Raw genomic sequence first — 26655 nt, forward strand, 5'->3', positions numbered from 1 at the left:
ACTCCGAACCGGGATTCTGCTCCCGCGCGCCGCGGCGGGAGCCCAGGTTCCGCGCCATCACCCGGTCGAGTGATGGCCGCTATTCCGTTGAGATGGCCCAGTTCATGCGCGACCATCCCGGCCGCGACCCCGGATCAGAAGGGTGGTGCGTCCTCGCCCAGCAGCGCCAGCACGACGCCGCCCTTGCCGCTCTTGAGGCTCTGGACCACGACCTTGCCGGTGCTGCCGTCGGGCAGCTCCAGCGTGAAGGTTTTCCCGACCGCGTTCTTCGGGCCGTTGCCGGCGCTGTTGGCGGGCCGGAAGTCACCGGCCCACGGCGGGTTGCCGCCCTTGCGGGCGGGCTCGGCGAAGAGGGCGGCGGTGCCGGGAGTCCGGGCGCCGTCCGAGGAGACGAGCACTGAGGCGCTGCGATAGGTAGCCATTGCAGCAAGGCTAACCCGGACCGCCCTCGTCCACGCCACGACAGACCACGATCGGTCATCCGAGGTGTGCGGCGGAGACCCATCCTCGCGTCATGGCGATGGTTCGTGCGGCCACCGCATCGGGATCGACGAGTTGATGCAGGTGGCCGCCGGGGACCTGGTCGACGTCCCAGCCGCGTTCTCGCGCGTCCTGCGCCATGCGGTCGTACGGCGGGCCGAAGAGCAGGTAACCGCACGGCCGATCGCTCCAGCCGGCCGGCACCGGAATCCGCTCCTGGTAGAAGCTCAGCGGCAGCCGGGGCTGCTCGGCCGAGACGGCCGAGGCGGTCTGCGGATCGGGGAAGAGCCGGGCTACGTCGTCCTCGTCCCACCAGGTCGTCCACGGCGGCAGCCGGCCCTCGGTCACCATGGTGCGCAGATGATCCAGCCGCTCGGGTGACGCCGCGGGCGACGGCCCGGTGCGGGCGGGCAGGCTCGCGTCGACGAAGAGGCACCCGGCGACCGGGCGCCGGGCCGCGTGCGCGATGACCGGAACGAACAGACCGGCGTTGCTGTGCGCGACGATGCGGATCGGCTGGTCGTGCGGCAGGTGCTCGACCGCGTCGTTGACCGCGTCGGTGACCCGCGGCCAGAACGGCGGATCGTCCGAGTCGGTCGCGTCGACCAGCGACGGGACTATCGCCACCGCTCCGTGGACGGCCAGCCTGGCTGCGGCCGGAGCCCAACTCAGCGGGCCCAGCAGCAGACTGTGCACGAGTACGAACGCGGGCGCCACCGGTCCACGATGACACGCGTTTTTGTTGTCCGCGGGATCTCGCCGCGTCTACCGGGTGGACAGATCGGTGTTTCCGGCTCATTAATTGACATCCGTCGATCAGTGAACGACGATGCGATGACCTGGCCTGGGAGCGCTCCCGGCGGGAAGGAAGGGTGTCATGCGACGTCGTCTGCTCGGGGCCGTGGTGGTCGCCTCGACCGTGCTACTGGGCTGGTCGCTCGCCCCGCAGGCCCAGGCCGCGGCCGGTGACGGGACGCCGAGTGACTCGAACATCAGCTTCGTCGGACGGTGGAACCGGACGAACGCCTCGGCCTACGTGCCCTACTGGGCCGGCGCCTATCTGCGGGTCGGCTTCACCGGCAGGACCGTGAAGCTCAAGCAGCGCAACACCATCGACCTGTGGGCCAGCATCGACGGCAAGGCCTTCACCGCGTTCAGCGGCTCCGGCACGATCAACCTGACGCCGACCGCGCTGGCCGCGGGCAACCACACGCTGATCGTGAGCTATCGGCAGGTGGCCGGCTCGTACACCGGCGACGCGGTCTTCCAGGGCCTCACCCTCGACTCCGGCGCGGTCACGTTCAAGGCGCCGGCCCGCCCCAAGCTGCTCGAGTTCGTCGGTGACTCCATCACGGCGGGCGCCACGAGCAGCCAGCTGGCCGTGACCGACTACGGCTTCAAGACCGGTGAGCAACTCGGCTACGACCACACCCAGATCGCGATCGGCGGCATGTGCCTGTCCGAGACGACCGATGCGTGCTGGGCGCAGGAGACCCGCTACTGGATGTCCAGCGGCGGGCAAGCCGGCACCGACCTGTGGGACTTCTCCCGGTACACGGCCGACGGCGTCGTGATCAACCTGGGTACCAACGACAAGAGCCACGGCGTGAGCAGCGCGGACTTCCAGGCGAAGTACATCACCTTCCTCACCCGGATCAGGGCCAAGTTCCCGAACGCCAAGCTCTTCGCCATGCGTACGTTCATCGGCCGTTATGCGGCGGAGACGCAGGCGGCGGTGCAGGCGCGCAACAGCGCGGGCGATGCCGCAGTGTTCTACGTGGACACCACCGGCTGGCTGCCGTCGGACGGCCTGAGCGACTCGGTGCACCCCAACGACAAGGGCCACCAGGCGATCACCGACAAACTCGCCCCGGTCCTGAGCGCGAAGCTGGGCACGACCAGCACACCGACGACGACGGCACCGACCACCGCGCCGACGACCCCGGCCACCTCGGGGGCCTGCGCCGTCAACTACAAGAAGACCAGCGATTGGGGTACGGGCGCCCAGTTCGATGTCACCGTCAGCTCTGCCTCCCCGGTCAACGGCTGGACGCTGACCTGGACCCTCCCCGCCGGCCAGACGATCACCCAGTCCTGGAACGCCACCACCAGCCAGACCGGCACCGCGGCGCGGGCCGTGAACGCCACCTGGAACGCCTCGATCCCGGCCGGCGGCACCGCGAGCTTCGGCCTCATCGCCGACAGCACCCTCGGCGGAGCGACCGGGTTCGCCCTCAACAACGCCCCGTGCACGGCCACGTCCTCCTAGGAGCACCCCGATGAAGTTCTCCCGCTCGGCCCTGGCGATCACCGCGGTCGTCGTCGCAGCCGGTGGTTTCGGCATCGCCACCGCGGACGCCGCCACCCCGGCGTGCAGCGTCAACTACCAGGTCACCAGCCAGTGGGCCGGCGGTTTCGGCGCCGACGTCACCGTCACCAACCTCGGTGACCCGGTGACCGGCTGGACGCTCACCTGGGCACTCGCCGCCGGGCAGGGCATCACCCAGGCGTGGAACGCCGGCGTCAGCGTCGCCGGCACCACGGTCACCGCCATCAACGCCGGCTACAACGGCGCGGTGGGCACCGGCGCGTCGGCGAGCTTCGGCTTCAACGGCACCTGGAGCGGCAGCAACCCGGCACCGTCGTCGTTCACGTTCAACGGCACGACCTGCACCGGCGCCGCCGCGACCACGTCACCGGCGCCGACGCCCTGCACGGGCCCGAGCACCCCACCGGTGACACCGACCGCCGCCGCTCCGGTAAAGGTGTGGATGGCCGGCGACTCCACGATGATGAACGCCGGCACCTGCCCGATCGGCTGGGGCAGCCAGTTCGCGCCGTACTTCACCAGCAGCGTCACCGTGCAGAACAGCGCCGTCGGCGGCCGCAGCATCCAGACCTGGCTGTACGAGGGCAACGTGACCTCGGTCAAGAACTCGGCCGGCGAGTGCACACTCAGCTCGACCGCGTACAGCTCACGATGGACGGCCATGCTGGACGCCGCCACCGGTTTCAAGTCCGGTGACTACCTGATCGTCCAGTTCGGCATCAACGACGGCGACACCGCCTGCCCACGGCACGTCGGCACCACCCGCTTCAAGGAACTGCTCGGCGTGATGGCGTCGGCGGCCAAGGCCCGCGGCGTGAAACCGATCTTCGTCACCCCGGTCGCCGCGATCACCTGCAGCGGCAGCACGGCCGTCGGCAACCGCGGCTTCGTGACGGAGACGAAGGACGCCGCCACGGCCAACGGCGTACCCGTGATCGACCTGCACACCCGCAGCGTGGCGCTCTACAACTCACTCAAGCTGTGCCCGAACAACGGCGACTACACGACCGGAGCGGTCGGCGCGTTCTTCTGCAACGACCACACCCACTTCGAGGCAGCCGGCGCGAAGCAGATAGCCGCCCTGATCGCCACCGCCCTCCGCGAACAGAACATCCCCCTGGCCGCCTACCTGAAATAACGCCGTCGCGATGATGCCGGAGCGGCACCATATCCCCGCGACCACCGGGCGCCGCCCAATTTCGGGCCGGCCGCGGAACGCCGAGGAGCCGCGTCGTGGTTGGCTCGTCGGGTGAATCTTCTGCTGACGTCGAGCGGTCTGCGCAACGGGGCCTTGCGGGATGCTCTGCGGGACATGCTGGGAAAGCCGTTCGGGTCGGCGAACGTCGTGTACGTTCCGACGGCGTCCGTCGCAGAGCCCGGAGACCACGGATGGATGGTCGCGGGCATGGGCGGACTGCACGGCCTCGGCTGGCGGGAGTTCGACGTCCTGGAGTTGAACGGCCTGCCGCAACCGATGGTGCTCGACCGGCTGCGCCATGCCGACGTCGTCTACGTCGAGGGCGGCAGCCACTATCACCTGGCGCGCAGCATCACCGGCAACAACCTGGCCGATGGCTTCCGGGAAGTGCTGGAGAGCCGGATCTACACGGGGGTCAGCGCCGGATCGATGATCTTCAGTCAGAACCTCACGGAACACTCCGCCGACATCATCGGGGATGCCGCGGATCTGCACGTGCTCGGCGCGACGACGGTGCAGCCGCCGTTCCGCCTCTTCGAGTGGTATCTGAAGCCGCACCTGTACTCGCCCGATTTCCCCGAGCGCGACGATGCCTGGGCCGATCACATCGTCGAGCGGGCGGACTTCCCGATCTACTTCATCGATGACGAGACGGCTGTCCGGGTCAGAGGCGACCAGGTGGACGTCGTCTCCGAAGGCCGGTGGCGTTTTCATCCATGATTCGCCACGTTCTGCCGTCCGGGCGCTTCGGCGCGCGTGGTGGAATAGGCCATGAGCAATCAGACGGTGCCGGTGGCCAGTGTGTCGAGCCGGACCGAGGCGGACATCGTGGCCGGGCTGTTGCGCAGTGCCGGCATCGACGCCCTGGTCTCGGCCGATGATGCCGGCGGTGAGATCGGCTCGTTCCAGCTGGAGGGTGTGAGCGTGCTGGTCGCGCCGGCCGACGAGGCCGAGGCTCGGCAGATTCTGGCCGACTCGACGTCCTGACGAAGGGGCGGCGGACGCCGCCCCTTCCCAAAAAGACGCCGGCCCTTCCCAAAAACTAGCGGGGGACGACCTTCTCGACCGCCCACTGCCGCCAGCTGTCCAGTTTGTGCTGGACCGTCGCCAGCTGGTCGGCGACCGGGCCGGGGCCGGTCGAACCGGGGGTGGTGCGGCCGGCCAGGGCCGATTCGACCGTCAGGACGTTGCGGACGGACGGGTCCAGGTGGCCGCTGACCGTCTTCAGGTCGTCGTCGGTCAGGTCCTCGAGTTCGCAGCCGCGCACCGAGCACAGCGCCACCAACTGCCCGGTGATCTCGTGCGCCTCCCGGAACGGGACGCCCCGCCGGACCAGCCAGTCGGCGACCTCGGTGGCCAGCGAGAAGCCGATCGGCGTCGCGGCGGCCAGCCGGTCCACCCGTACGGTCATGGTGGAGATCATGCCGGCCAGAGCCGGCAGCAGGAGTCCCAGCGTTTCGATCGCGTCGAAGGCCGGCTCCTTGTCTTCCTGCATGTCCCGGTCGTAGGTGAGCGGCAGGCCCTTGAGCATGGTCAGCACCGTGACCAGGCCGCCGATCAGCCGGCCGCTCTTGCCGCGCGCCAGTTCGGCGATGTCCGCGTTCTTCTTCTGCGGCATGATCGACGAGCCGGTGGCGAAGGCGTCGTCCAGCTCCACCCAGCCGAACTCGGTGGAGGTCCAGAGGACCACCTCCTCGCCCAGGCGGGACAGGTGCACGCCGATCAGCGCCGTCACGAACAGGAACTCGGCGACGAAGTCACGGTCGGCGACCGCGTCCATCGAGTTCGGGGCGGGCGACTTGAAGCCCAGCTCCTTAGCGACCGCGGCCGGGTCCAGTGGCAGCGACGAACCGGCCAGCGCACCGCTGCCGAGCGGGGAGACGGCAGCCCGTTCATCCCAGTCGCTGAGACGAGAAAGGTCCCGCAGCAGCGGCTGCACGTGGGCGAGCAGCCAGTGGCCGAACGTCACCGGCTGGGCGTGCTGCAGGTGGGTCATGCCGGGTGCGGCCGTGTCGACGTTCAACGCCGCTTGTGCGGTGAGCGCGTCGGCCAGCTCGACCAGCGACACGGCCAGGCCGCGGGCGTGGTCGCGCAGGTAGAGCCGCAGGTCGGTGGCGACCTGGTCGTTGCGGGACCGGCCGGCGCGCAGCTTGCCGCCCAGCGTGCCGAGCCGTTCGAGCAGGCCGCGTTCGAGCGCGGTGTGCACGTCCTCGTCGTCGATCGTGGGCCGGAACTCGCCGGACGCGCAGGCCGCCTCGAGGTCGTCGAGGGCGGCCAGCATCTGGCCCAGCTCATCCGGGTCGAGCAAGCCGGCCGCGGCGAGGACCCGGGCGTGGGCCCGGGAGCCGGCGATGTCGTAGGGGGCGAGGCGCCAGTCGAACTGGACGCTCACCGACAGCCGGGCCAGGGCGTCGGCGGGGCCGCCGGAGAACCGGCCGCCCCACAACGAAGTCTTCTCAGTCACGATTGCCTAGTCTGCCAGCCGCCGGTCACGGCCCGCCGCCATGCGCGACGGGAGGCCCCAGAGCTGCACGAAACCCTTGGCCAGGGTCTGGTCGAAGGTGTCGCCGGTGTCGTAGGTGGCCATCCCGAAGTCGTACAGGCTGGCGTCGGAGCGCCGGCCGGTGACGACCGCGCGGCCGCCGTGCAGGGTGAGCCGCACCTCGCCGGAGACGTACTTCTGCGAGTCGTCGATGAACGTGTCGAGCGCGTTCTTCAGCGGCGAGAACCAGAGACCGTCGTAGACGAGCTCGCCCCAGCGCTGGTCGACCGAGCGCTTGAAGCGGGCCAGGTCACGCTCGACGGTGACGTTCTCGAGCTCCTGGTGGGCGGTGATCAGCGCGATCGCGCCGGGCGCCTCGTACACCTCGCGGCTCTTGATGCCGACCAGCCGATCCTCGACCATGTCGAGGCGGCCGACACCCTGCGCGCCGGCGCGCCGGTTCAGCTCGGTGATGGCCTGGTACGGCGTGACCGTCTCACCGTCGATGGCGACCGGGTTGCCCTGGTCAAAGGTGATGACGACCTCGTCCGCATCCCTTTCGAGAGCCGGGTTGGCGGTGTACGCGTAGATGTCCTCGATCGGCGCGTTCCAGATGTCCTCGAGGAAGCCGGTCTCGACGGCGCGGCCCCACAGGTTCTGGTCGATCGAGTACGGCGACTTGTGGGTCACGTCGATCGGCAGCCCCTTCTCCTCGGCCAGCGCGATCGCCTTGTCCCGGGTCCACGCGAAGTCCCGGGCCGGCGCGATCACCTTGAGCGACGGGTCGAGGGCACCGATGCCGACCTCGAAACGCACCTGGTCGTTGCCCTTGCCGGTGCAGCCGTGCGAGACGATCGTGCCGCCGTGCTGCTTGGCCGCCTCGACCAGGTGCCGCACGATCAGCGGCCGGGACAGCGCCGACACCAGCGGGTAACGGTCCATGTAGAGCGCGTTGGCGCGCAGCGCCGGCAGGCAGAAATCGGCGGCGAACTCCTCGCGGGCGTCCACCACGACGCTCTCGGCGGCACCGCAGTCGAGCGCCCGCTGCCGGATGACCTCCATGTCCTCGCCGCCCTGGCCGACGTCGAGGGCCACGGCGATGACCTCCCCGCCGGTCTGCTCGGCGAGGTAGGGGATGGCGACGGAGGTGTCGAGTCCGCCGGAGAACGCAAGAACGACCCGCTCGGTCACGGGGTGCTCCCTTCCAGATTGTCAGAGTTATGGCCGGCCCATTCGGCGAGCTTTTCGGCCAAGGCCTTGCCGCCGGTGACGTCGCGGGCCACGACGAGAATCGTGTCGTCGCCGGCGATGGTGCCGACGACATCGGTGAGTCCGGAGCGGTCCAGCGCGCTGGCCAGGAACTGGGCCGCTCCGGGCGGGGTGCGCAGGACCGCGATGTTGCCGCTGGCGTCCACTCCGGTGAGCAACTCCCGCAACAGGCGGAGGAGACGGGCGGGAGCGTTCTCGGCCTCGCGCAGGGGACGTTTGCCGTCCTCCGGGATGAGGTAGGCGCCGCTGACCTTCACGGCACCCAACTCCTCGAGGTCACGGGAGAGGGTGGCCTGGGTGACCTGCACGCCGTCGGCGGCCAGGAGTTCGGCGAGCTCGGTCTGCGACCGGATCGCCTTCTCCCTGATCAGCTCGACGATCCGGGCATGCCGCCCGGCGCGAGTCACCGGCCCGGTCATTCCGCGTTCACCGCCAGCAGCCAGGCCAGCAGCGCCTTCTGCGCGTGCAGACGGTTCTCGGCCTGGTCGAACACGGCGCTCTGCGGTCCGTCCATCACCTCGTCGGTGATCTCCTCCCCGCGATGCGCGGGGAGGCAGTGCAGGACGATCGCTTCCGACGCGGCGGCGGCCAGGAGCTTTTCATTGATCTGGTACGGGCGGAAAGGCGTCAAGCGATCCTTGCCGTCACTCTCCTGCCCCATCGAGGTCCAGGTGTCGGTGGCGAGCACGTCCACCCCGTCGGCGGCCTCGAACGGGTCGCGCATCACCTCGACCGAGCCGCCGGTCCACGCCGCGATCTCGGCGGCCCGCGACACCACGGCCGGGGAAGGATCAAAACCGGAAGGACCGGCCACGCGTACGTGCATGCCCGCGGTCGCGCCGGCCAGAAGGTACGAGTGCGCCATGTTGTTGGCCGCGTCACCGACGTACGCCAGCTTGCGGTTTGTTGTTGATCCGAAGCGTTCCCGGATGGTTTGCAGGTCGGCCAGCAGCTGGCAGGGGTGGAAGCCGTCGGTGAGCGCGTTGACGACCGGCACGCTGACGCCGGAGGCCAGGTCGGTCAGGCGTTCGTCGCCGGTGGTCCGGAAGACCATGGCGGCCACGTAGCGGGAGACGACCTTGCCGGCGTCGGACAGCGACTCGCCCCGGCCGAAGTGGGTGGCCTGGGTGTCCACGATGATCGGCTGGCCGCCGAGCTCGGCGATGCCGGCTTCGAAGGACAGCCGGGTGCGCAGGCTGACCTTGTCGAAGAAGACGGCCACCGAGCGGGGGCCTTCGAGTGGCCGGTAGGCGAAGCGGGCCGCCTTCATCTCGGCCGCCAGCTCGAGAACGGTCGCCTGCTCCTGCGGGCTCAGGTCGTCGTCACGAAGAAAATGCCGGGTCACTGTGCGGCTCCGAAGGCGGCGATGAGGGCGTCGGCCTGCTCGGTGCTGATGATCAGCGGCGGGGCGAGGCGGATGACGTCCGGTTGGGGGGCGTTGACCAGGAAGCCTGCGTCCTGCAGCGCCGCAGCGAGCCGCTTCGAGTCCGGGTTTTTCAAGACGACACCCAGCAGCAGGCCGGCGCCGCGCACGTGGTCGACGAGCGGGTGGTTCTCCAGGCCGCGCCGCAGTTGCTCCCCCACCCGCTTCACGTGGTCGAGCAGACCCTCGTTGGCGATCGTGCGGACCACGGCGAGGCCGGCCGCGCAGGCGACCGGGTTGCCGCCGAACGTGGTGCCGTGCGAGCCGGGGGTGAACAGGCCGGCGGCCTTGCCGAACGCGATGCAGGCGCCCAGCGGCAGACCGCCGCCGAGGCCCTTGGCCAGGGTGATGATGTCGGGCTCGACGCCCTCGCTCTGGTGGTGGAACCAGTGGCCGGTGCGGCCGATGCCGGTCTGCACCTCGTCCAGCACGAGCAGCGCGCCGTTGCGGGTGCAGATCTCCCGGGCCCCGGCCAGGTAGCCGGGCGGCGGGACGACCACGCCGTTCTCGCCCTGGATCGGTTCGAGGATGACCATGGCGGTCTCGGTGGTGACCGCGTTGTCCAGCGTTTCCAGGGAACCGAACGCGACGTGCGTGACCTCGCCGGGCAGCGGCCGGAACGGGTCGGATTTGGACGGCTGGCCGGTCAGCGCGAGCGCGCCCATCGTCCGGCCGTGGAACGCGCCCTCGGTCGCCACCACGTGGGTGCGGCCGGTGAGGCGGGACAGCTTGAACGCGGCCTCGTTGGCCTCGGCCCCGGAGTTGCCGAAGATGACCCGGCCGGGGCGGCCGGCCAGCGCCAGCAGCAGTTCGGCCAGGGCCACGCAGGGCTCGGCGACGAAGAAGTTGGAGACGTGGCCGAGCTGGGAGATCTGGTGGGTGACGGCCTCGACCACGGCCGGGTGGGCGTGCCCGAGCGCGTTGACCGCGATGCCGCCGAGGAAGTCGGTGTATTCCTTGCCGTTCTCGTCGGTGACCACCGCGCCCGCGCCTCGGACCAGGGCGATCTGCGGCGTGCCGTAGTTGTTCATCATCGACTGCGACCACCGGTCGATCAGCCCGGTCATGACGGCACCACCATTGTTCCGATCCCTTCGGAAGTGAAGACTTCTAGCAGCGTGGAGTGCGGGACGCGGCCGTCGACCACGTGCGCGGCCGGCACGCCGCCGCGGACGGCCCGCAGGCACGCCTCCATCTTGGGGACCATGCCGGCCTCGAGGCTGGGCAGCAGTTTCTCGAGGGCGTCGGCGTCGATCCGGGTGGTGAGCGAGTCGGTGTCCGGCCAGTTCGTGTAGAGCCCCGGCACGTCGGTGAGCACGACCAGCTTGCGGGCGCCGAGCGCCTCGGCCAGGGCCGCGGCGGCGGTGTCGGCGTTGACGTTGTGCACGACGCCGTCGGCATCGGGGGCGACGCTCGCGATGACCGGGATGCGGCCGGCCGCGATCAGGTCGTCGACGGCGCTCGTGTCGACTCGCGAGACGTCGCCGACCTGGCCGATGTCGACGTGTTCGCCGTCGATCACGGCCCCCCGACGCACCGCGGTGAACAGCCGCGCGTCCTCCCCGGAGAGTCCGACCGCGAACGGTCCGTGCTGGTTGATCAGCCCGACCAGCTCACGTCCGACCTGGCCGGTCAGAACCATCCGGACTACGTCCATCGCTTCGGGGGTGGTGACGCGCAGGCCTCCGCGGAATTCGGAGACGATCCCCAGCTTGTCGAGCATCCGGCTGATCTGTGGCCCGCCGCCGTGCACCACGACCGGCTTGATGCCGACATATCGCATGAAGACGATGTCTTCGGCGAACGCCTTCTGCAGCGACGGCGTGATCATGGCGTTGCCGCCGTACTTGATCACCACGGTGGTGCCGTGGAAACGCTCCAGCCAGGGCAGCGCCTCGATCAGCACCCCGGCCTTCTCCAGCGGTGACGTCATGACGAGTACGCCGAGTTCTCATGCACGTACGCGTGGGAAAGGTCCGTCGTCCAGATGGTGGCGCTCATCGCGCCCTCGCGCAGATTGATCGTGATGGTGACGTCCCGCCCGGTCAGGTCGACCTTCGACCGGTCCTCGGCCGCCGCGCCGCCCTTGCAGATCCAGATGCCGTTGATCGCGACGTCGACCCGGTCGGGCTCGAACTTCGCTTTCGTGGTGCCGACCGCGGCGAGGATGCGCCCCCAGTTCGGGTCGTTGCCGAACAGGGCCGTCTTCACCAGGTTGTTCCCGGCCACCGAGCGCCCCACCTCGACCGCGTCGGCCTCGGTGTCCGCGCCCTCCACCACGATCGCGACGTGCTTGGTGGCCCCCTCGGCGTCCGAGATGAGCTGCTGGGCGAGGTCGTGGCAGACGGCCGTGACGGCCGCGGTGAGCTCTTCCGGCGTCGGCTGCACGTCGGAGGCGCCGCTGGCCAGCAGCAACACGGTGTCGTTGGTCGACATGCAGCCGTCCGCGTCGATCCGGTCGAAGGTGAGCCGGGTCGACTCGCGCAGCGCCGCGTCGAGCACCTCGTTGTCGGCCGACGCGTCGGTGGTGATTACCACGAGCATGGTGGCCAGGGCGGGCGCGAGCATGCCGGCGCCCTTGGCGATGCCGCCGACCGACCAGCCCTCCTTCTGCACGACCGCGTTCTTGGCCACAGTGTCGGTCGTCATGATCGCCTCGGCGGCTTTCCCGCCACCGTCCGCGGTCAGCGCCCGCGCCGCGGCGGAGACGCCCGGCAGCAGCTTGTCCATCGGCAGCAGCTCACCGATCAGCCCGGTGGAGCAGACCGCCACGTCGCCCGGCCCGATCATCTGCGGCTTGGGGCCGCCGCGCAGCACGGTCGCGGTGTGCTCGGCGGTGGCGTGGGTGTCGCGGAAGCCCTGGGTGCCGGTGCAGGCGTTGGCGCCGCCCGAGTTGAGCACGACCGCGCGCACGATGCCGCCCTTGAGCACCTGCTGGCTCCACAGGACCGGGGCGGCCTTGACGCGGTTGCCGGTGAAGACGGCGGCCGCCGTGTAGTCGGGCCCGTCGTTGACGACGAGGGCGACGTCCGGGTTGCCGGTGGCCTTGAGACCGGCGGCGACGCCGCTGGCCCGGAAGCCCTTGGGATGGGTGACGGTCATGGTGCGACTCCGAACACGGACAGGCCCATCGTCTCGGGCAGGCCGAACATGAGGTTGGCGCACTGCACAGCTTGACCGGAGGCGCCCTTGCCCAGGTTGTCGAGGGCACTGACCACGATGATCCGGCCCGAGTCGACGTCGACGGTCGCCTGCAGATGACAGGAGTTGGAGCCGGAGGTGGCGGCGGTGTGCGGCCACTGCCCGGCCGGCAGCACGTGGATGAACGGCTCCCCCGCGTACGCCTCTCGGAGAACCTCTTGCGGGTCGCCCTGCCTGTCGGGCGTGGCAGTAACCGTCGCGAGGATGCCGCGAGGCATCGGAGCGAGCACCGGGGTCATCGAGAGTGACGTTGCGCCGGTCGCCTGCTTGATCTCCGGCACGTGCTGGTGCGCACCCACCTTGTACGGCGAGAGGTCGCCCATGACCTCGCTGGCCAGCAGGTTGACCTTGGCGCCGCGACCCGCGCCGGAGGTGCCGGAGCTGGCCACCACGACGACATCGGCCGGGCTGGCGAGACCGCTCGCGATCAGCGGAGCGAGGGCCAGTGTGATGGTCGCCGCATAACAACCCGTGTTGGCCACCCGGGTCGAGGCCGCGATCGCGGCCCGCTGACCGGGCAGCTCGGGCAGGCCGTAGGTCCAGGTGCCGGCGTGCTCGCCGCCGTAGTATTTCTGCCAGAGCCCGGCGTCCTTCAGCCGGAAGTCGGCCCCGAGGTCGACGACCTTGACATGCGCCGGCAGCTGCGCGGCCACGGCCGCCGACTGCCCGTGCGGAAGAGCAAGAAAGACCAGGTCAGCGTCGGCCAGGCCGGCCGCGTCGGTCGCCCCGAGCGTCAGGTCGAGGCCGGCGAGCTGCGGGTGTACGGCGGTGACGTGCGTGCCGGCCCGGGTGTGCGCGGTGGCGGCCACCAGGTCGAACTCGGGGTGCCCGGCGAGCAGGCGCAGAAGCTCGCCTCCCGCATAACCACTGGCCCCCGCAACGGCGACTCGAATCCCCATACCAACCTCCGCATGACTATGCAGAGAACCGTATCAAGCCCCGCTCGTGATCGCCAACTACATTCCCCCGGCGGAGAACGTCGTGGTGATGTGCTGGCCGGCTACCCGCTCCTGGCGGCGGGCCAGCAGGACGAGTGCCCGCCGGTCCGGCTCGGTGAGGTCGGAGTCGGTCAGGCCACGCGGTGACAGCTCTTGCTCGAGAACGGTGGAGATCTCCACGCCCACCACGAAGGTCTGGCTGACCAGGTAGAACAGCGCGAAGACGCCCACCACCGTGGCGAAGCTGCCGTAGACCGGCCCGGCCCGGGTCACCAGCACCGGAAGCACCGTCCCGGCGGCATGAAGCAGGACCGTGATCCCGGTGGCCGCGACCGCACCGCCCACCCACACGTCGCGCAACCGCACCGGCCGGCAGACCAGCACCTTGTGCACGATGACGATCACGGCGAACACCGCGACCGCGGACCCGATCCCGGCGGCTCCGCGCTCAACGGCGGGAAGGCGCAGGACGGCCTCGGTCACCACCGCCGATCCGGTCGCCAGCACCGCCGCGGCGAACGACAGGACCAGCACGAACAGCACCCGGGCGTACCGCCGGGCCACGCCGAACCGATCGCGCCAGGGGACACCCCACATCCGGTTGAGCGCGGAGTACACGGCGAGCACACCGCCGGTGCCGGCGAACAGAAGACCGATCAGTCCGACCGTGAGCGGGACGACGCTGGACGGCAGGTCGGCGATGGCCCGCTCGATATCGGGCCGCAGCGCCGTGCTCACCAGCCGATCCAGCATCCGGCTCTGCAGCTCGGGGTGCCGCTGCAACAACTCGGTGACCGCGGCCGTGGCCAGCAGCAGTAGCGGGAACAGGCTCAGGAAGCCGTAGTAGGTCAGCTGCGCGGCCAGCCGCGCGCCGTCGTCGTCGAGGTACTTACGGAACACCGCCCACGGAAACCCCAGAAACGCGTGCCGGCGCTGCACGCCGTCCAGGCGGTGCACGACATCGATCATCGCTCGCGGGCCGGTGGGCCGAGTCGCCCGCCGAACCACGTGCTGATCCCGGCCGCCGCCAGCGCCAAACCTTCGACCAGGAAGAGCCCGGAGTCCGTGGCCCGGTAATCGGTGCGCAGCCGGATCAACGCGATGACCGCGAAGGCGATCAGTACGCCGAGGTCGAACAGAATCCCCACGGTGCAGCGGCGGGCGGCCCGAATCGACGGTGCCGACACCAGGTCGACGCTGATGACCCCCACCGCCACAGCTCCCCCGACAAGTCCGGCGACGATGTTCCAGTAGGCCACCGTCCCGAGCAGACGTGGCGCCCCGGCCATGGTCGCCACGTCGAAAATGATCGCCAGCATGAACAGACCCAACGGAAACATCAGCAGGAGGGGCTGCACGGCGTTACCCGCGACCCGAAGTCGGCTTTCCATGCGGCTGTCACTTTCCTCGGCGTCTGCCCGAGCATGGGCCGCCCCACCCACCGGCACGTCATCCCCGGCGGGCGAGCGGGGTGCTAGCACCACCAGCACAGGGGGTTCCGCACTCCTGACCGGCGGCCGGGCGCCCGCGATGCTGGAGACATGACAACAACCACGGAGCGGCGGGTACCCGTCGGTGACGGCGACGTCGTCTGCACCATCGCCGGGGCCGGCGAGCCGCTGCTGCTGGTGCACGGGCTCGGCGCGAGCCGGCACACCTGGGATCGGGTCCTCGGCGAGCTCGCGGCCACGCACACGGTCATCGCACCGGACCTGCCCGGCCACGGCGACTCCGACGCGCCGGCCGGCGACTACTCGCTCGGCGCCCTCGCCGCCTCGCTCCGGGACGTTCTGGTCGCCCTCGGCCACCCGTCGGCGACCGTGGTCGGCCACAGCCTGGGCGGTGGCGTCGCGCTGCAGTTCGCGTACCAGTTCCCCGAGCGCACCGACCGGCTCGTCCTGATCAGCAGCGGTGGCCTCGGCCCCCAGCTCACGCCGGCGCTGCGCGTCGTCACCGTGCCCGGCGCGCCGGCCCTCGTCGCCGGGGTGGCGATGCTGCCCGAGCGCGTCACCCGATGGTTCCTGTCGATGGTGGCCTCGGTCGCGCCCGGCCTGCTGGCCCCGGCCGACGCCGGGCCGGTGGCGGAAAGCATGCGCCGGCTCACCGACCGGCGCCAACGGCGTACGTTCCTGCGCACCGCCCGCACCGTCATCAACTGGCGTGGGCAGACCGTGAGCGCCACCCAGCATCTCCGGCAACTCGACGGCGTACCCGTTCTGCTGGCCTGGGGTACCGACGACAAGACCATTCCGCCGCACCACCATCGGACGGTGGCGCAATTGTTGACGAATCCGCACGTGCTGGCGATCGACGGCGCCGGGCACTACCCCCAGGAGACCGCTCCTGATCAGCTACTACGAGGTCTGCGGCAGTTCCTGGATTCGACAACCAGTTTATTTCCTCATGGCAAGGGTATGCCGCTCCCGAATCTTAGGAGAGCACATGTCGACAGACGCCATCGTTGTATTGAAGGACGACCACAAAAAGATCAAGAAGCTGTTCCGCGAATTCCAGGACGCCGGTGAGGACGCCACGAAGGTCAAGGGCGACATCGTCAAGCGGATCCTCGAAGAGCTGACCGTGCACACCTACCTCGAGAACGAAGTGATGTACCCCGAGGTCCGCAAGCTGCTGCCGGACCTCGAGGACGACGTGCTGGAGTCGTACGAGGAACACCACGTGGCGGACATCCTCTGCGCCGAACTGGCGACCATGGACGCCGGCGACGAGCGCTTCGACGCCAAGACGACGGTGCTCATCGAGAATGTCACGCACCACATCGACGAGGAAGAGCAGGACTGGTTCCCGCAGGTCCGCGAGGGCCTCGGCCGCAAGCAGCTGCAGGAGCTGGGCGCCCGGATGAACGAGATGCGGGAGAAGGCCCCGCGCAGCCCGGCGCAGCCCTCGGCGCTGAAGAAAGCGGTCGACGCCGTCATCGCCTGAGAGGGCTCGGCCGGGTGAGCACGGCGGGCATCCGGGGTCGCCGGGGTCGCCGTCATCGCCGGCCGCTACGGCCGCCGCCGCCCGCATCGCGGGCGGCGGCCGTTTCACGTCCTGATCAGTTCGGCAGCCGCCGGGCGATCTCCGCCCAGACGATCTTCCCCGCCCGCCCGGCCCAGCGGACCGGCCGGCTGCCCCACTGGCGCGCGGTGGCGGCGACGAGGAGCAACCCGCGTCCGCCGGCCACGGTGGGCGGGGTGCGCTTCAGCTGCGGCAGTTGCGGGTCGCTGTCGGTGACCTCGATCAGAATCGAGTCGTCCTGACGGCGGAGGCGCAGCTCACCCCCGTCGGCGGTGTGCTTGGCGACGTTCTGGACCAGCTCGGTGGTGACCAGCAGGACCTCTTCGGTCCGGTCGGTCATGTTCCAGTCGTGCAGCACCCGCTCGGCGAGCCGCCGGGCCTGGGCCGTCGGAGTGCCATGGTCGAGGGACATGCGGTGGTCGTCGGCCGGGAGGGCGGTGTGCGCCCGGCCATATCCGGCGACGGTCGCCCCGGCCGTGGTCACCGCGTTGTGCGCCGCACCGGGAACGTCGGCGGAGGTGCCGGCAGTGGCCAGCGACGCCGCGTGCGTGGTCCAGCTCGCCGGGGCGATCGGGTCGTACTGGCCGCGCAGAACCAGGATCGGCGCATCGACGAGCGGGATGCGGCACTCGATGCGATGGTCCACGGAGTGCCCGAGCGTCCGCCAGATGCGCCGCGGCCCGGCGTCCCGGAAGTCGGTGAGGATCATCGGAATCTGGTGCGGATCCTCCCGGAGCAGATCACGCAACCAGCGGCGGAGCAGAGCGCCGGCGGTCGGCGCGGCGGGATCGGCGGTCGGCCCGACCAGGACGAGCGAGGCGACCAGCTCAGGGTGCCGGACCGCCAGCTCGACGGCGACCTGGCAGCCGAACGAGTTCCCGAGCACGTTGACGCCGCTCAGGCCGCTCGCCACCATCCAGTCGGCGACGACCTCGGCGTGCTGTTCCGTGGTCAGCACGTCGTCCGGCTTGCCGGAGAGCCCGAAGCCGGGCAGGTCCGGAACGAACACCGACCCGGGCAGCGCCGCCGCGGTCGGCATCAGGTACCGATGCGAGACCGCCAGCCCGTGCAGAAGCAGCCACGCCGGTGTTGTGCTGCCTGGATCGACACGTTGCCGGATGTGCAGGCGCATGTCCCGCACCGTGGCCATCACGCTGACGAAGCCCTCGGCGGGGCTGGGAGCCGCACGGATGAGGTGCCGCTGGTCAGAGCTCATGCGGGCGGTACGGGGCAAGGCCATGCCTGCTAATTACCCAGTCGGGGCGCCGTTCACCGCGCGGTTTCGGGAGTGACCCCGGTCCAGTTCCGGAAGGCTCGGTAGAACGAGTTGGTGTCGTCGTAGGCGAGCAGGTAGGCGATCTGCGAAACGGTGAGCGACCGGTCGGCGAGGTAGCGGCGGGCGAGCTCCTCCCGGGTGCCGGTGAGCACGGCCTGATAGCTGGTGCCCTCGGCCTGGAGCTGCCGCTGCAGCGTGCGCGGACTCATGATCAGCTGGGTGGCGACGGCATTGATCGAGCTGTCGCCGGCCGGCAGGCACTCGTGGAGCGCGGCCCGCACCCGGTCGGCGGTGGTGGCCGAGGCCTCGATCTCGGCGAGCCGGCGGCGCAGCTCCGGCGCGAAGAAGTCCCACATGGACTCGTCCTCGGTCAGGAACGGCCGCGCGGCGTCCTCGGCCGAGAACGTGATGGCGTCGAGGTCGCCGGCGTCGATCGAGGTGCCGAGGTACGCCGTCATGGTGGCCGATTCGGCCGGGGCGTCGCGCATGGTGGCGTGGGTCGCGTGCATCTCGCGCCGGGTGCCGATCCGGGCGAGCGCGACCCAGAACGCCAGCTCGGCGGCGACCAGCAACCGCGGCGGCACCGGCCACTCGGGCCAGCGGTAGGCGATCGTCAGCCCGCGCCGGCCGGCCGTGACCTCCAGGACCACCGGCCCGATGAGTGGTTTGAACACGGCGATACGCTCGGCCGCGGTGCGCAGGTCGGCGCTGCACAGGGCCGCGAACAGGGGCGGGTTGAAGGCCTCGACCGAGATCGTGCGCCCGATCCGCGCGGGCAGGTCGGGATCCGCCGCCTCGGCGTCGATCGCGGCCCAGAAATGGTAGTACTCCTCCACCGTCAGCGTGACCGGCCCCGGCGCGAACAGACCGGCCGGCAGCCGGGCCCGGCGCAGCACACCGGCCACCGAGATCCCGAGGTCGTGCAGGAGGGCGCGGGTGCCCGGATCGACAGTGAACCTCACCCCTCCACGGTAGTTGGCGCGAACGGCAAGTGGCCAGGCGTCATCCGCTAGTGCCCGGGCGCCCGCAGGTCCCTAGCGTCGAGGGCATGAACGAGACGATCCTCATCACCGGCAGCTCCAGCGGCATCGGCAAGGCGACCGCCCACTACTTCCACGACCGGGGCTGGAACGTCATCGCCACGATGCGCCGGCCGGAACACGGAACCGAACTCACCAAGCTGGAGAACGTGCTGGTCACGCGGCTCGACGTGGCTGATTCCGACTCGATCGCGGCGGCCGTCGGCGCCGGCCTCGAGCGGTTCGGCCGGATCGACGTGCTGCTCAACAACGCCGGCTACGGAGCGTACGGCCCGCTCGAGGCCACCCCGATGGCGAAGATCCGCCGGCAGTTCGACGTCAACGTGCTGGGCCTGCTCGACACGACCAAGGCCGTCCTGCCGCATTTCCGCGCCAACGGCCGGGGCACGGTCGTCAACATCTCGTCCATCGGCGGCAAGGTGACCTTCCCGCTCGGCACCCTCTATCACGGCACCAAGTTCGCCGTCGAAGGTCTGAGCGAGGCCCTGCACTACGAACTCGCGGCCGTCGGCGTGGCCGTCAAGATCGTCGAGCCGGGCTTCGTCCGGACCGACTTCGGCGGCCGCTCCTTCGACTTCACCAACGACGAGAACCTGACCGGTTACCAGCCACTCGTGGGCGCGTTCGCCGCCGGCCAGGAACAGATGGCCACCGGCGGCGACGAGCCCGAGGTGGTCGCCGAGGTCATCTACCGGGCGGCCACCGACGGGACGGATCAGCTGCGCTACACCGCCGGCCCGTACGCCGCCGAGCTGCTCGCCGGCCGCGCCGCGACCGACGACGCCACCTTCCTCAAGAACGTCAGGCAGCAGTTCGGGCTCTGAGGCGGCGTCAGTCGACGATCCGGGTGCGCTCGGTGGCGCCGGGCGGGCCGCCGCTGTCGGTGTTGTCGACTTCCAGCCGGTCACATGTCAGTTTCGGATTCCCCCGTTCGAGCCGGCCTGGCGTGTGTATCGGACTGCGCCTGCGCCAATTCTGGCGCCGAGACAGATGACGATGGGTTTGAGGACCTCAATCGCGCTCTTCGGTTGATCCTTCTCAGAATCCGTGGGGATGGGTAGATGACGACGAGGACGCCGATGGTGATGCCGACTACGTTGTAAAACACCCGGGTCAGCACGTTCTCACTGCCGGTCGTCAGATCGTTCGCGGTGTACAGCAACAGGATCGTCGCGGTGTAGAACAGGGGCATCTGTCCGAGCGGTGTCAGTTTGAACAGTCCGTTCAGCACGGCGAACACGGCGGCTATCAGGACCACGATCGTGGGATCGGTGACGAATGCCAGGGCGATCGCCGCCATCGCAGCGCCGCCCACTGTGCCGAGGAACCGAGCCCAGGCGCGTTTCTCGGACAGTTCCTCGCCGTAACGCACGACATTGCCGACAGCGCTGGGCGCCCAGCCGATCTTGGCGAATCCGGCAAAGTAGGAGATGGCCAGGGCCAGGGACGTGCCGATGCCCATCCGAATGCCCTGTTCGGCCAGTTTCCCGGGGCGCCGGTCCTCGTCCACGGGCGGCGGGGGCACGGGTGTCCAGAACGGGAGCAGCGAGATGAGCGCGGACCAGCCCATCACGAAGGCGAACACCAGGAAGTTGGCGGACGCCTTTTCCGGTGAGCCGGTGTTGAGCCCCGCGGTGTAGATCATCACCAGGGTCAACGCGAGCGCTCCGCCGACCCGCCAATCGGTCATGAAGCTCAGGTTCAGGCAGACGAAGAACGTGAAGACCAGCGCGGTCCACGGGTAGGGGGCGACCGCGCCGCCGATCAGGTAGAAGCCGAGTCCCAGGGCGAGAACGAGGGACCCCATCACGAAGCGAGCGCCGATTCTCTTGGGCAGGAAAATGGAGCTGAAGAAGAACGCGCCTTGGCCCAAGGTCACCAGGTAGCTGGTCTGATCCAGGGCGGTGGCGACCAACATCGGCAGCAGGCACACCAGCGCTCGCAGTGCCTCACTCCAGGTCAACGGCAGTGCTCGCCATTTGCCTGGCAGACCGGTTACACCGTTCCCCTGGCTCACCGACGACCTCCTGGTACGACAGTCCTTTGCCGCGAACCCGCTGGCAGCGGCTTCGCCATGCAGTCGTTGATGCGCTGCTGGACGTGCGGCTGACATCCTTGCTCAGCCGGGCGGACGGCAACGGCTGCAATCACCGGGCGGGTTGATCCGCCATTCCTTCCGGCGGCCCGGCGTTGTCACAGTCGTGGCCCGCCGTGCGACGTTCCGTCATAGTCGTGATGCGGGATCGGGAGTGTAGAGGCGTTCAGTGCCCAGGCCGGCCCGTACGCCTCGAAGCCGGAGATCACCGGCGGCGGGAAGGTCGGGTCGGTGAAGTTGCCGACGGCGACGCCGACGAACCCCGGTGCGATACCGAGTTCCCAGTACACGGTCGAACCGCATTCAGGGCAGAAATGGTACGTGGCGCCCTCGCTGTCGCAGGAGCGGAAACTCGCCGGGGGCGCGCCCTCGACGGGGAAGCTCCACGTCGCCGATCGGCCCTCGATGGTCACATGCTCGGCCGGAAGGCGGGACTGCACGCTGAACACGCTGCCGGTCCGCTTCTGACACTCGTTGCACTGACAAATGGAGACGCGCTCCGGGTCGGGTCCGTCGTACGTCAGGTTGAGTTTTCCGCAATTGCACGAGGATTTACGGGTGGCCATTTTTTGTCCTTTCGCCGGGAACCCCGGTTACGGTTTGGTCTGCACAGCTTCGATTTCACTTGGACGCCAGGTCTTGTCGAAGAAGGGCTTGAGCGGGCTGTACAGGCGAAGCAGGACGAACCAGCCCCGGTCCGGGTCGGTCTGGACCCAGTTGCCCGGGGCGACGCCGTCGGGCTGGGCCGGGGCGAAGTAGACGACGGTGGACCCGTCCGGCTCCACCTCGGCTGCGGGTGTGGGCCGGCTCTGGCTGCCGGCCCGCGGGTAACGCTGCGGGGTCTGCACCATGGAGCGGGTCTGGTTGTCGTAGACGGTGACCGACCAGAACCTTCCGGCCGGAATGTCTTTCGGCAAGGTCAGCCGATATGTCTTCGCGCCGTCGAACGATGCGCCGCTGTCGTCGACGTTGGCGATCAGGTACTGCGACCCGATGCCGGTCAGCCGCATACACATCGCGGGGGTCACGCCGGTCGCGGTGTAGAACCACGACGTGCGCGAGTGCAGCTGGCGCGCTCCGGTGTTCGGGCTGAGCTCGATGCCGTTCGCGGTGACCTCGGGCGGCGGGTTGGTGAAGTCGAACCCGCCGGCGAAGAGCATGTTCCACCAGGCCGTGTCGCCGTCGTAGAAGCGGAAGCCGTCCGCGGGGTGGGCGCCCATCCCCAGGGTTCGTGAGGCGGCGTTACCGACGGCCACCGCCTGTTCGAGGATCGCCCGCATCCGGGTGTCGGGCGCGAATCTCTTGCCTTTGACGATGCCGATCGCGGCGAACTGACCAGCCAGCTCCAGGTCGAGCGCCTCGGCCGGTTCCAACTGGACCAGCGCGTCGAGCAGCTCGTAGTGGCCGAAGTCGTTGGGCGGAAGCGTCTGCATCGCCAGCCCGGTTCCCTCTACGAATCGGGGAGTCCGTGGGCTGGCCGGCCCGCCGAGCGGTCCCTTGCCGGCCAGATAGGCCCCGATGCTGCTTCCGACACCGCCAGGGGCGTAAGGGTAGATCTTCAGCTGCTGCTTGATGCGATCAGCGGTCGGCTTGGGATCGTCCCCGGGGTTCTCGTTGATGAACGCCCGGCCGAGCAGCAGGAAATGATTGGTACGCGACTGCCGGACGTAGGCGCCACCTTCCGGCACCGGCCCGTCATAGCCCGGGGGCAGCAGCACGTAGGTGCCGCCTTGGCCCCGGTCGGGGCCGGGCAGGCCGAAATCCGTGATCCAGCGGAACCAGATGTCGTCGAAGCAGCCAAGGGTTTCCGAAGGTGTCTCCACGACCAGCGGACCGTCGGACAGGTCGAGGAAGGCGAAGAAGTAGACCGTGTCGGCGTTGGCGGTCAGGAACAATGACTTCGAGTCCATCAGCTCCGAGAAGATCACCACGTCGCCGTCGTTGATCCCGGCGTCCTGGAAACCTTTTCGGACGGCGAACAGCGAGACCCCGTGGATCATGTTCATGAACGCTTCAACGCCGTGCAGGTAGTCCACGTGGTCACGCAGCGTTGCGGCTGTATCCGCCGTGGGGTAGCCGTCAGGGAACTCCAGCGTGCCGATATCGGCTTTGACGCTCGACGGGGTCGTGACTGCTGCCGGGACAGGGGTCCGGGTCGCGTCGTTGGCGGGCATTGCGGGTACCTCCGGTCAGGACTGTGGTGCGCAGGGTGCAGTCACACCTTCTCGGTTTGGATGCCCTCAGGAACCATCCCGGCCGGATGACGTGATGGCTGCGGAATCGTCGCGGATTGCGTCGGCAATGTCGTCCTCATGAGGTGCCGGACCGCCTTCGAGCAGACTGGACATCCATTTCGTTTTCGGATCAACGTCGAACAGCAATGACTTCACCAATAGGGTCAGCGGCACGGCGAGAATCGCGCCGACGGGTCCGACGACGAACGTCCAGAAGACCAGCGACAGGAATGTCACGGTCAGGGAGATGTTGACGGCGTCGGCCACGAACTTGGGTTGGATGATCGACTGAATGACAAAGTTGATCAATGAGTAGGTCACGATCACGATGATCATCAGGCGGGGTCCGCCCTCGAGCAGGGCGAGCAGGGCCGGCGGGATCAGGCCGATGACGAAGCCGACGTTCGGGATGTAGTTCGTGATGAAGGCGAGCAGCCCCCAGAGCACCGCCAGCGGGACCCCGGCCAGCCAGAGAAATCCGACGTCGACGATTGCCACGATCAGCCCGAACACCGTCGCGACCGCGAGGTACCGGCGAGAGCCCTTGACGAACGCGTCGAGCGCGCCGATGACATCCGGCCGCTGCCGCCGGGCTCGCGACACCCGGCTGGCGAAGCCGGCGGCGTCGAGGGCCATGAAGGCAATGACGAAGAGCAGGAACAGCAGGTTCGAGAAGGTCGCGGCAACGCCGGCCAGGATCGTCACGAGCAGCTCGGCGATGCTGCTGAGCGAGATCTGTTCCAGGACGGCCTGGATCTCGTCACGCCCGACGCCGAGTGACGCGAGCCCGGTCCGGACGTTCGCGACGAGTTCGTCGAAGCGGTCCGCGTACGTGGGAAGGATGGTGGCCAGGCGCGCGATGGAGAGCGCGAGCGCTGCCGCGAGGCCGAGGATCAGCCCGAGAACCGCGCTGACCGTGACCGTCGTTGCCAGCCACATCGGCAGGCCATGCCGGCGCAGGAACCCGGTCAGCGGATGCACGGCAATGACCAGGACGAGCGCGAGCAGCACGGGCGCGACGATCGCGGCGAACTGCCGGACGGCCAGCGCCGACACGAGCATCCCGGTCACCGCGCCTACGAAGATCAGGCCACGCGGAATTCGCGGGTCCGGTGCGGAAGAGCCATCAGCATGGGTCACACGTCCACCTCCGTCACGGATCGAGCCGCGGGGGTATCCCGCCGCAGGGACGCGGGCAGCTTTCGCGCGTGCCCGCGTCCGGCTCAGCTCATCGGGTGATATCGCGGCCGTGAGCCGCCAGCGCCCAGCTGACGAATACGCTGGCGAACGTGGTGAGTCCGATGGTCAAGCCGCTCGGGGGACTCTCGTCAGCCCGCCGGCACTCCGTGCTTCTCTGCTCGGTCATCGCCGAGCCTCCTCTCGCTGCACCGGGACATGGGCGAGCCACGACGATGGGTTCGAGCAACGCGAACAGAACTCCCCGTCAATCGACGAGTTCGATTTCACCGGGCCGCCAGGTCTTGTCGAAGAACGGCTGGAGCGGGCTGTACAGACGCAAGACGACAAACCATCCCTTGGCGGGGTCGGTTTGGATCCAGTTGCCGGCTGCGACGCCGTCCGGCGCAGTGGGTGCGAAGTAGACGACGGTGGAGCCGTCCGGTTCGGCCTCGGCGGCGGGTGTGGGGTACATCTGGCTGCCGGCACGTGGGTAGCGCTGCGGGGTCTGCAGCATGGAGCGGGTCTGGTTGTCGTAGACGGTGAGCGACCAGAAGCGTTCGGCGGGAATGTCCTTGGGCAGTCTCACCCGGTAGGTTCGTGCACCGTCGAACGGGTTCCCGTCGGGGTCGACGTTGGCGAGCAGGTATTGCGAGCCGACGCCGGTCAGCCGCATGCACATGGCGGGGGTGATGGCCGTCGCGGTGTAGAACATCGAGGTGCGTGAGTGCAGTTGGCGTGCCCCCCGGTTCGGGAAGAGTTGCACGCCGTCCGCGGTGATGTTGGGCGGCGGGTTGGTGAATTCGAACCCGCCGACGAAGAGCATGTTCCACCACGCGGTGTCACCGTCGTAGTAGCGGAAGCCGTCGCTCGGGAGCGCGCCCATGCCGATGGTCCGTGCGGCCGCGTTGCCGACCGCGACAGCCTCGTCAAGGATCGCCCGCAGTCGCTCGTCCGGTGCGAACGTCTCGCCTTTGACGATCCCGATGGCGGCGAACTGTCCCGCCAGCTCGGGGTCGAGGGCCTCGGCGGGCTCCAGCTGCACCAAGCGGTCAAGGAACTCGAAATGGCCGAAGTCGTTGGGCGGGATGGTGTTCATCACCCGCCCGGTCCCCTCCACGAACCGGGGCGACGCGGGAGTGCCCGGCGCTCCCAGCGGGCCGCGGCCCCGCAGATAGGCGCCGATGCTGCTGCCGATGCCTCCGACGGCGTAGGGGTAGATCTTCAGCTGGTCCTTGATCTGTGCGACGGTCGGAGCGGGGTCGTTGCCGGGGTTCGCGTTGATGAACGCGCGTCCGATGAGGGTGATGTGGTTGGTGCGGGAGTGTCGGACATAGCAGCCACCCTCCGGCAGCGGCTTGTCGTAGCCGGGGCCGACCAGCAGGTACGTGCCGCCCTGGCCACGATCGGCGCCGGGAAGACCGAAGTCGCTGATCCAGCCGAACCACATGTCGTCGATGCAGCCCAGGGTGTCGGCCGGGGTCTCCACCACCAGCGGACCCTGCGACAGGTCGAGGAACGACCAGAAGTACACCGTGTCAGCGTTCCCGGTCAGGAACAGCGACGCGGAATCCATCAGCCCGGAGAAGACCGCCACGTCGCCGTCCGCGATCCCCGCCTCCAGGAACCCCTCCCGCAGCGCGTAGGTGGACACACCGTGAATGGTGTTCAGGAACGTATCGACGCCGTGCAGGTAGTCCAGGTGGTCGCGCAGTTTCGCCGCTGTTTCACGGGTCGGGTAACCGTCGGTGAATTCCAGCGTCCCGATCTCGGACTTCTGCGTCGCCGGCGTCGTAATGGCCGGCGGCACCACTGTCCTTCCTGCTTTGTCCACTGACATCGCGTTCACCCCTAGTTCTCAGTCGTGCGGTCCTCAGTGCGTGGGCCAACGCTCGCAGTCGAGACAGGACCGGGCATCACTCGTGCCGGATGAGACGGGCCGCCGCCAAGGCGATTCATTCGCTGCAGGCGATGTCTGCGCCGCTGTCCGTGGCGACCGTTGACGCGAAAGTTCGATGCGTGACGGAGACGGAGCCAGAATGCACTCGTACGAGGGGATGGAATGGGTCGTCACCGGTTTCGAGGTCGCCGGTGTGGCCATCCTGGCGATCGGGTCGTTGCTGGCCCTCGGGTCGGCTGCGGCGACCCTGCGCCACAGCGACCCGCGGACCGCCTACAAGCGGGCCCGGCAGGATGTCGGCCGGGTCATCCTCCTCGGCCTGGAGGTTTTGATCATCGCGGACATCGTGCTCACCATCACGGTCGATCGCACTCTGGAGAGCGCGCTGACCCTCGGCCTCATCGTCCTGGTCCGGACCTTCCTCAGCTTCTCGCTGGAGATCGAACTCGAGGGTTCGCTGCCCTGGCGCCGCGACCCGGCCGGGAGCAAACCGGCCGAGACCATCGAGACGAGGCCGGCCGGTGAAGCGGCGGACGTCGAGGGGCGCTGACCGGCCGGACGACGGCCGGGTGCGGACGCAGCGTGGAACGAGG

At 69.1% G+C, this 26655-nt stretch carries 27 protein-coding genes; 8 read left to right on the forward strand and 19 right to left on the reverse strand.

The genetic code is table 11. The features are described 5' to 3' along the window. Positions 1-134 precede the first annotated feature (134 nt). Positions 135-422: a hypothetical protein gene (locus Ato02nite_RS02255; RefSeq protein WP_246605994.1), complete on the reverse strand. Its 288-nt coding sequence runs from the start codon at positions 420-422 to the stop codon at positions 135-137. A gap of 55 nt (positions 423-477) precedes the next feature. After that, positions 478-1197 (reverse strand): alpha/beta hydrolase family protein, encoded by a 720-nt coding sequence (locus tag Ato02nite_RS02260; protein WP_213004638.1) that lies wholly within the window; start codon positions 1195-1197, stop codon positions 478-480. Positions 1198-1357: 160 nt separating this feature from the next. Here Ato02nite_RS02260 and Ato02nite_RS02265 point away from each other — a divergent pair, with 160 nt between their 5' ends. The 4 genes from Ato02nite_RS02265 to Ato02nite_RS02280 all read left to right on the forward strand — a co-directional run bounded on the left by Ato02nite_RS02265 (position 1358) and on the right by Ato02nite_RS02280 (position 4994). Then, positions 1358-2749, forward strand: a complete 1392-nt coding sequence (locus Ato02nite_RS02265; protein WP_213004639.1) for a cellulose binding domain-containing protein — start codon at positions 1358-1360, stop codon at positions 2747-2749. Positions 2750-2759: 10 nt separating this feature from the next. Further along, positions 2760-3947, forward strand: a complete 1188-nt coding sequence (locus Ato02nite_RS02270; RefSeq protein WP_213004640.1) for a cellulose binding domain-containing protein — start codon at positions 2760-2762, stop codon at positions 3945-3947. A gap of 99 nt (positions 3948-4046) precedes the next feature. Then, complete coding sequence (locus Ato02nite_RS02275; RefSeq protein WP_246605995.1) at positions 4047-4727, forward strand: Type 1 glutamine amidotransferase-like domain-containing protein; 681 nt, start codon at positions 4047-4049, stop codon at positions 4725-4727. A gap of 51 nt (positions 4728-4778) precedes the next feature. Continuing rightward, complete coding sequence (locus Ato02nite_RS02280) at positions 4779-4994, forward strand: putative signal transducing protein (RefSeq protein WP_213004641.1); 216 nt, start codon at positions 4779-4781, stop codon at positions 4992-4994. 55 nt (positions 4995-5049) lie between these two features. On the opposite strand, the gene argH is transcribed toward Ato02nite_RS02280, so the two are convergent. From argH to Ato02nite_RS02330, 10 genes are read right to left on the reverse strand one after another with little or no spacing between them, the layout of a single operon-like run. Beyond that, positions 5050-6471, reverse strand: a complete 1422-nt coding sequence (argH, locus tag Ato02nite_RS02285; RefSeq protein WP_246605996.1) for an argininosuccinate lyase — start codon at positions 6469-6471, stop codon at positions 5050-5052. A gap of 6 nt (positions 6472-6477) precedes the next feature. Beyond that, positions 6478-7680 (reverse strand): argininosuccinate synthase, encoded by a 1203-nt coding sequence (locus tag Ato02nite_RS02290; RefSeq protein ID WP_213004642.1) that lies wholly within the window; start codon positions 7678-7680, stop codon positions 6478-6480. Beyond that, on the reverse strand, positions 7677-8177 hold the full coding sequence (locus tag Ato02nite_RS02295) for an arginine repressor (RefSeq protein WP_213004643.1): 501 nt from the start codon (positions 8175-8177) through the stop codon (positions 7677-7679). The genes Ato02nite_RS02290 and Ato02nite_RS02295 overlap by 4 nt, the downstream gene beginning before the upstream one ends. Further along, positions 8174-9103 carry an ornithine carbamoyltransferase gene (argF, locus tag Ato02nite_RS02300; protein WP_213004644.1) on the reverse strand — a complete coding sequence of 310 codons (930 nt, stop codon included), beginning with the start codon at positions 9101-9103 and terminating at the stop codon, positions 8174-8176. Before argF ends, Ato02nite_RS02295 begins: the two co-directional genes overlap by 4 nt. Continuing rightward, positions 9100-10248, reverse strand: a complete 1149-nt coding sequence (locus tag Ato02nite_RS02305) for an acetylornithine transaminase (RefSeq protein ID WP_213004645.1) — start codon at positions 10246-10248, stop codon at positions 9100-9102. The genes argF and Ato02nite_RS02305 overlap by 4 nt, the downstream gene beginning before the upstream one ends. Further along, complete coding sequence (gene argB / locus Ato02nite_RS02310) at positions 10245-11114, reverse strand: acetylglutamate kinase (RefSeq protein ID WP_213004646.1); 870 nt, start codon at positions 11112-11114, stop codon at positions 10245-10247. The genes Ato02nite_RS02305 and argB overlap by 4 nt, the downstream gene beginning before the upstream one ends. After that, positions 11111-12283, reverse strand: coding sequence for a bifunctional glutamate N-acetyltransferase/amino-acid acetyltransferase ArgJ (gene argJ / locus Ato02nite_RS02315; protein ID WP_213004647.1), 1173 nt, complete (start codon positions 12281-12283; stop codon positions 11111-11113). Before argJ ends, argB begins: the two co-directional genes overlap by 4 nt. After that, positions 12280-13281 carry an N-acetyl-gamma-glutamyl-phosphate reductase gene (gene argC, locus Ato02nite_RS02320; RefSeq protein ID WP_213004648.1) on the reverse strand — a complete coding sequence of 334 codons (1002 nt, stop codon included), beginning with the start codon at positions 13279-13281 and terminating at the stop codon, positions 12280-12282. Before argC ends, argJ begins: the two co-directional genes overlap by 4 nt. Positions 13282-13338: 57 nt before the next feature. Beyond that, positions 13339-14277, reverse strand: coding sequence for a YihY/virulence factor BrkB family protein (locus tag Ato02nite_RS02325; protein WP_213004649.1), 939 nt, complete (start codon positions 14275-14277; stop codon positions 13339-13341). A gap of 8 nt (positions 14278-14285) precedes the next feature. Next, positions 14286-14711, reverse strand: a complete 426-nt coding sequence (locus tag Ato02nite_RS02330) for a DUF2231 domain-containing protein (protein WP_213004650.1) — start codon at positions 14709-14711, stop codon at positions 14286-14288. A gap of 150 nt (positions 14712-14861) precedes the next feature. On the opposite strand from Ato02nite_RS02330, the gene Ato02nite_RS02335 reads away from it, so the two are divergent. Beyond that, positions 14862-15845 (forward strand): alpha/beta fold hydrolase, encoded by a 984-nt coding sequence (locus Ato02nite_RS02335; protein ID WP_213004651.1) that lies wholly within the window; start codon positions 14862-14864, stop codon positions 15843-15845. Further along, a complete protein-coding gene (locus Ato02nite_RS02340; protein WP_213004652.1) occupies positions 15763-16263 on the forward strand; it encodes a hemerythrin domain-containing protein in 501 nt (166 codons plus the stop codon). Before Ato02nite_RS02335 ends, Ato02nite_RS02340 begins: the two co-directional genes overlap by 83 nt. 115 nt (positions 16264-16378) lie before the next feature. Here the strand turns inward: Ato02nite_RS02340 and Ato02nite_RS02345 are convergent, their stop codons facing one another. Both Ato02nite_RS02345 and Ato02nite_RS02350 read right to left on the reverse strand, forming a co-directional pair. After that, the gene (locus tag Ato02nite_RS02345) at positions 16379-17557 is read right to left on the reverse strand and encodes an alpha/beta fold hydrolase (RefSeq protein WP_213004653.1); all 1179 of its coding nucleotides are present in this window, start codon (positions 17555-17557) and stop codon (positions 16379-16381) included. 53 nt (positions 17558-17610) lie between these two features. Beyond that, positions 17611-18579, reverse strand: coding sequence for an AraC family transcriptional regulator (locus Ato02nite_RS02350; protein ID WP_213004654.1), 969 nt, complete (start codon positions 18577-18579; stop codon positions 17611-17613). Between the two features lie 86 nt (positions 18580-18665). Here Ato02nite_RS02350 and Ato02nite_RS02355 point away from each other — a divergent pair, with 86 nt between their 5' ends. Further along, positions 18666-19481 carry an SDR family oxidoreductase gene (locus Ato02nite_RS02355; RefSeq protein WP_213004655.1) on the forward strand — a complete coding sequence of 272 codons (816 nt, stop codon included), beginning with the start codon at positions 18666-18668 and terminating at the stop codon, positions 19479-19481. Positions 19482-19561: 80 nt separating this feature from the next. On the opposite strand, the gene Ato02nite_RS02360 is transcribed toward Ato02nite_RS02355, so the two are convergent. The 5 genes from Ato02nite_RS02360 to Ato02nite_RS02380 form a co-directional block, all read right to left on the reverse strand. Further along, positions 19562-20674: an FUSC family protein gene (locus tag Ato02nite_RS02360; protein ID WP_213004656.1), complete on the reverse strand. Its 1113-nt coding sequence runs from the start codon at positions 20672-20674 to the stop codon at positions 19562-19564. Between the two features lie 176 nt (positions 20675-20850). Next, positions 20851-21318, reverse strand: a complete 468-nt coding sequence (locus tag Ato02nite_RS02365; RefSeq protein ID WP_213004657.1) for a GFA family protein — start codon at positions 21316-21318, stop codon at positions 20851-20853. A 27-nt stretch (positions 21319-21345) separates the two neighbouring features. After that, positions 21346-22926: a DUF1254 domain-containing protein gene (locus Ato02nite_RS02370; RefSeq protein WP_213004658.1), complete on the reverse strand. Its 1581-nt coding sequence runs from the start codon at positions 22924-22926 to the stop codon at positions 21346-21348. 66 nt (positions 22927-22992) lie between these two features. Then, positions 22993-24048 (reverse strand): AI-2E family transporter, encoded by a 1056-nt coding sequence (locus Ato02nite_RS02375; protein WP_213004699.1) that lies wholly within the window; start codon positions 24046-24048, stop codon positions 22993-22995. A gap of 382 nt (positions 24049-24430) precedes the next feature. Continuing rightward, a complete protein-coding gene (locus tag Ato02nite_RS02380) occupies positions 24431-25972 on the reverse strand; it encodes a DUF1254 domain-containing protein (RefSeq protein WP_213004659.1) in 1542 nt (513 codons plus the stop codon). Positions 25973-26201: 229 nt separating this feature from the next. Between Ato02nite_RS02380 and Ato02nite_RS02385 the strand changes: the two genes are divergently transcribed. Further along, positions 26202-26612, forward strand: a complete 411-nt coding sequence (locus tag Ato02nite_RS02385) for a DUF1622 domain-containing protein (protein ID WP_213004660.1) — start codon at positions 26202-26204, stop codon at positions 26610-26612. The last annotated feature ends 43 nt before the right edge of the window (positions 26613-26655 follow it).

It is taken from the genome of Paractinoplanes toevensis (assembly GCF_018332695.1).
GTDB lineage: Bacteria > Actinomycetota > Actinomycetes > Mycobacteriales > Micromonosporaceae > Actinoplanes > Actinoplanes toevensis.

Coding starts and splice junctions, on each gene's coding strand:
- Ato02nite_RS02355 (WP_213004655.1), top strand. CDS start 18,666: ATGAACGAGACGATCCTCATCACCGGCAGCTCCAGCGGCATCGGCAAG.
- argC (WP_213004648.1), bottom strand. CDS start 13,281: ATGGGGATTCGAGTCGCCGTTGCGGGGGCCAGTGGTTATGCGGGAGGC.
- Ato02nite_RS02365 (WP_213004657.1), bottom strand. CDS start 21,318: ATGGCCACCCGTAAATCCTCGTGCAATTGCGGAAAACTCAACCTGACG.
- Ato02nite_RS02345 (WP_213004653.1), bottom strand. CDS start 17,557: ATGAGCTCTGACCAGCGGCACCTCATCCGTGCGGCTCCCAGCCCCGCC.
- Ato02nite_RS02385 (WP_213004660.1), top strand. CDS start 26,202: ATGCACTCGTACGAGGGGATGGAATGGGTCGTCACCGGTTTCGAGGTC.
- Ato02nite_RS02255 (WP_246605994.1), bottom strand. CDS start 422: ATGGCTACCTATCGCAGCGCCTCAGTGCTCGTCTCCTCGGACGGCGCC.
- Ato02nite_RS02335 (WP_213004651.1), top strand. CDS start 14,862: ATGACAACAACCACGGAGCGGCGGGTACCCGTCGGTGACGGCGACGTC.
- Ato02nite_RS02305 (WP_213004645.1), bottom strand. CDS start 10,248: ATGACCGGGCTGATCGACCGGTGGTCGCAGTCGATGATGAACAACTAC.
- Ato02nite_RS02295 (WP_213004643.1), bottom strand. CDS start 8,177: ATGACCGGGCCGGTGACTCGCGCCGGGCGGCATGCCCGGATCGTCGAG.
- Ato02nite_RS02375 (WP_213004699.1), bottom strand. CDS start 24,048: ATGCTCGTGTCGGCGCTGGCCGTCCGGCAGTTCGCCGCGATCGTCGCG.
- argB (WP_213004646.1), bottom strand. CDS start 11,114: ATGACGTCACCGCTGGAGAAGGCCGGGGTGCTGATCGAGGCGCTGCCC.
- Ato02nite_RS02280 (WP_213004641.1), top strand. CDS start 4,779: ATGAGCAATCAGACGGTGCCGGTGGCCAGTGTGTCGAGCCGGACCGAG.
- Ato02nite_RS02265 (WP_213004639.1), top strand. CDS start 1,358: ATGCGACGTCGTCTGCTCGGGGCCGTGGTGGTCGCCTCGACCGTGCTA.
- Ato02nite_RS02270 (WP_213004640.1), top strand. CDS start 2,760: ATGAAGTTCTCCCGCTCGGCCCTGGCGATCACCGCGGTCGTCGTCGCA.
- Ato02nite_RS02340 (WP_213004652.1), top strand. CDS start 15,763: ATGTCGACAGACGCCATCGTTGTATTGAAGGACGACCACAAAAAGATC.
- Ato02nite_RS02330 (WP_213004650.1), bottom strand. CDS start 14,711: ATGGAAAGCCGACTTCGGGTCGCGGGTAACGCCGTGCAGCCCCTCCTG.
- Ato02nite_RS02370 (WP_213004658.1), bottom strand. CDS start 22,926: ATGCCCGCCAACGACGCGACCCGGACCCCTGTCCCGGCAGCAGTCACG.
- argJ (WP_213004647.1), bottom strand. CDS start 12,283: ATGACCGTCACCCATCCCAAGGGCTTCCGGGCCAGCGGCGTCGCCGCC.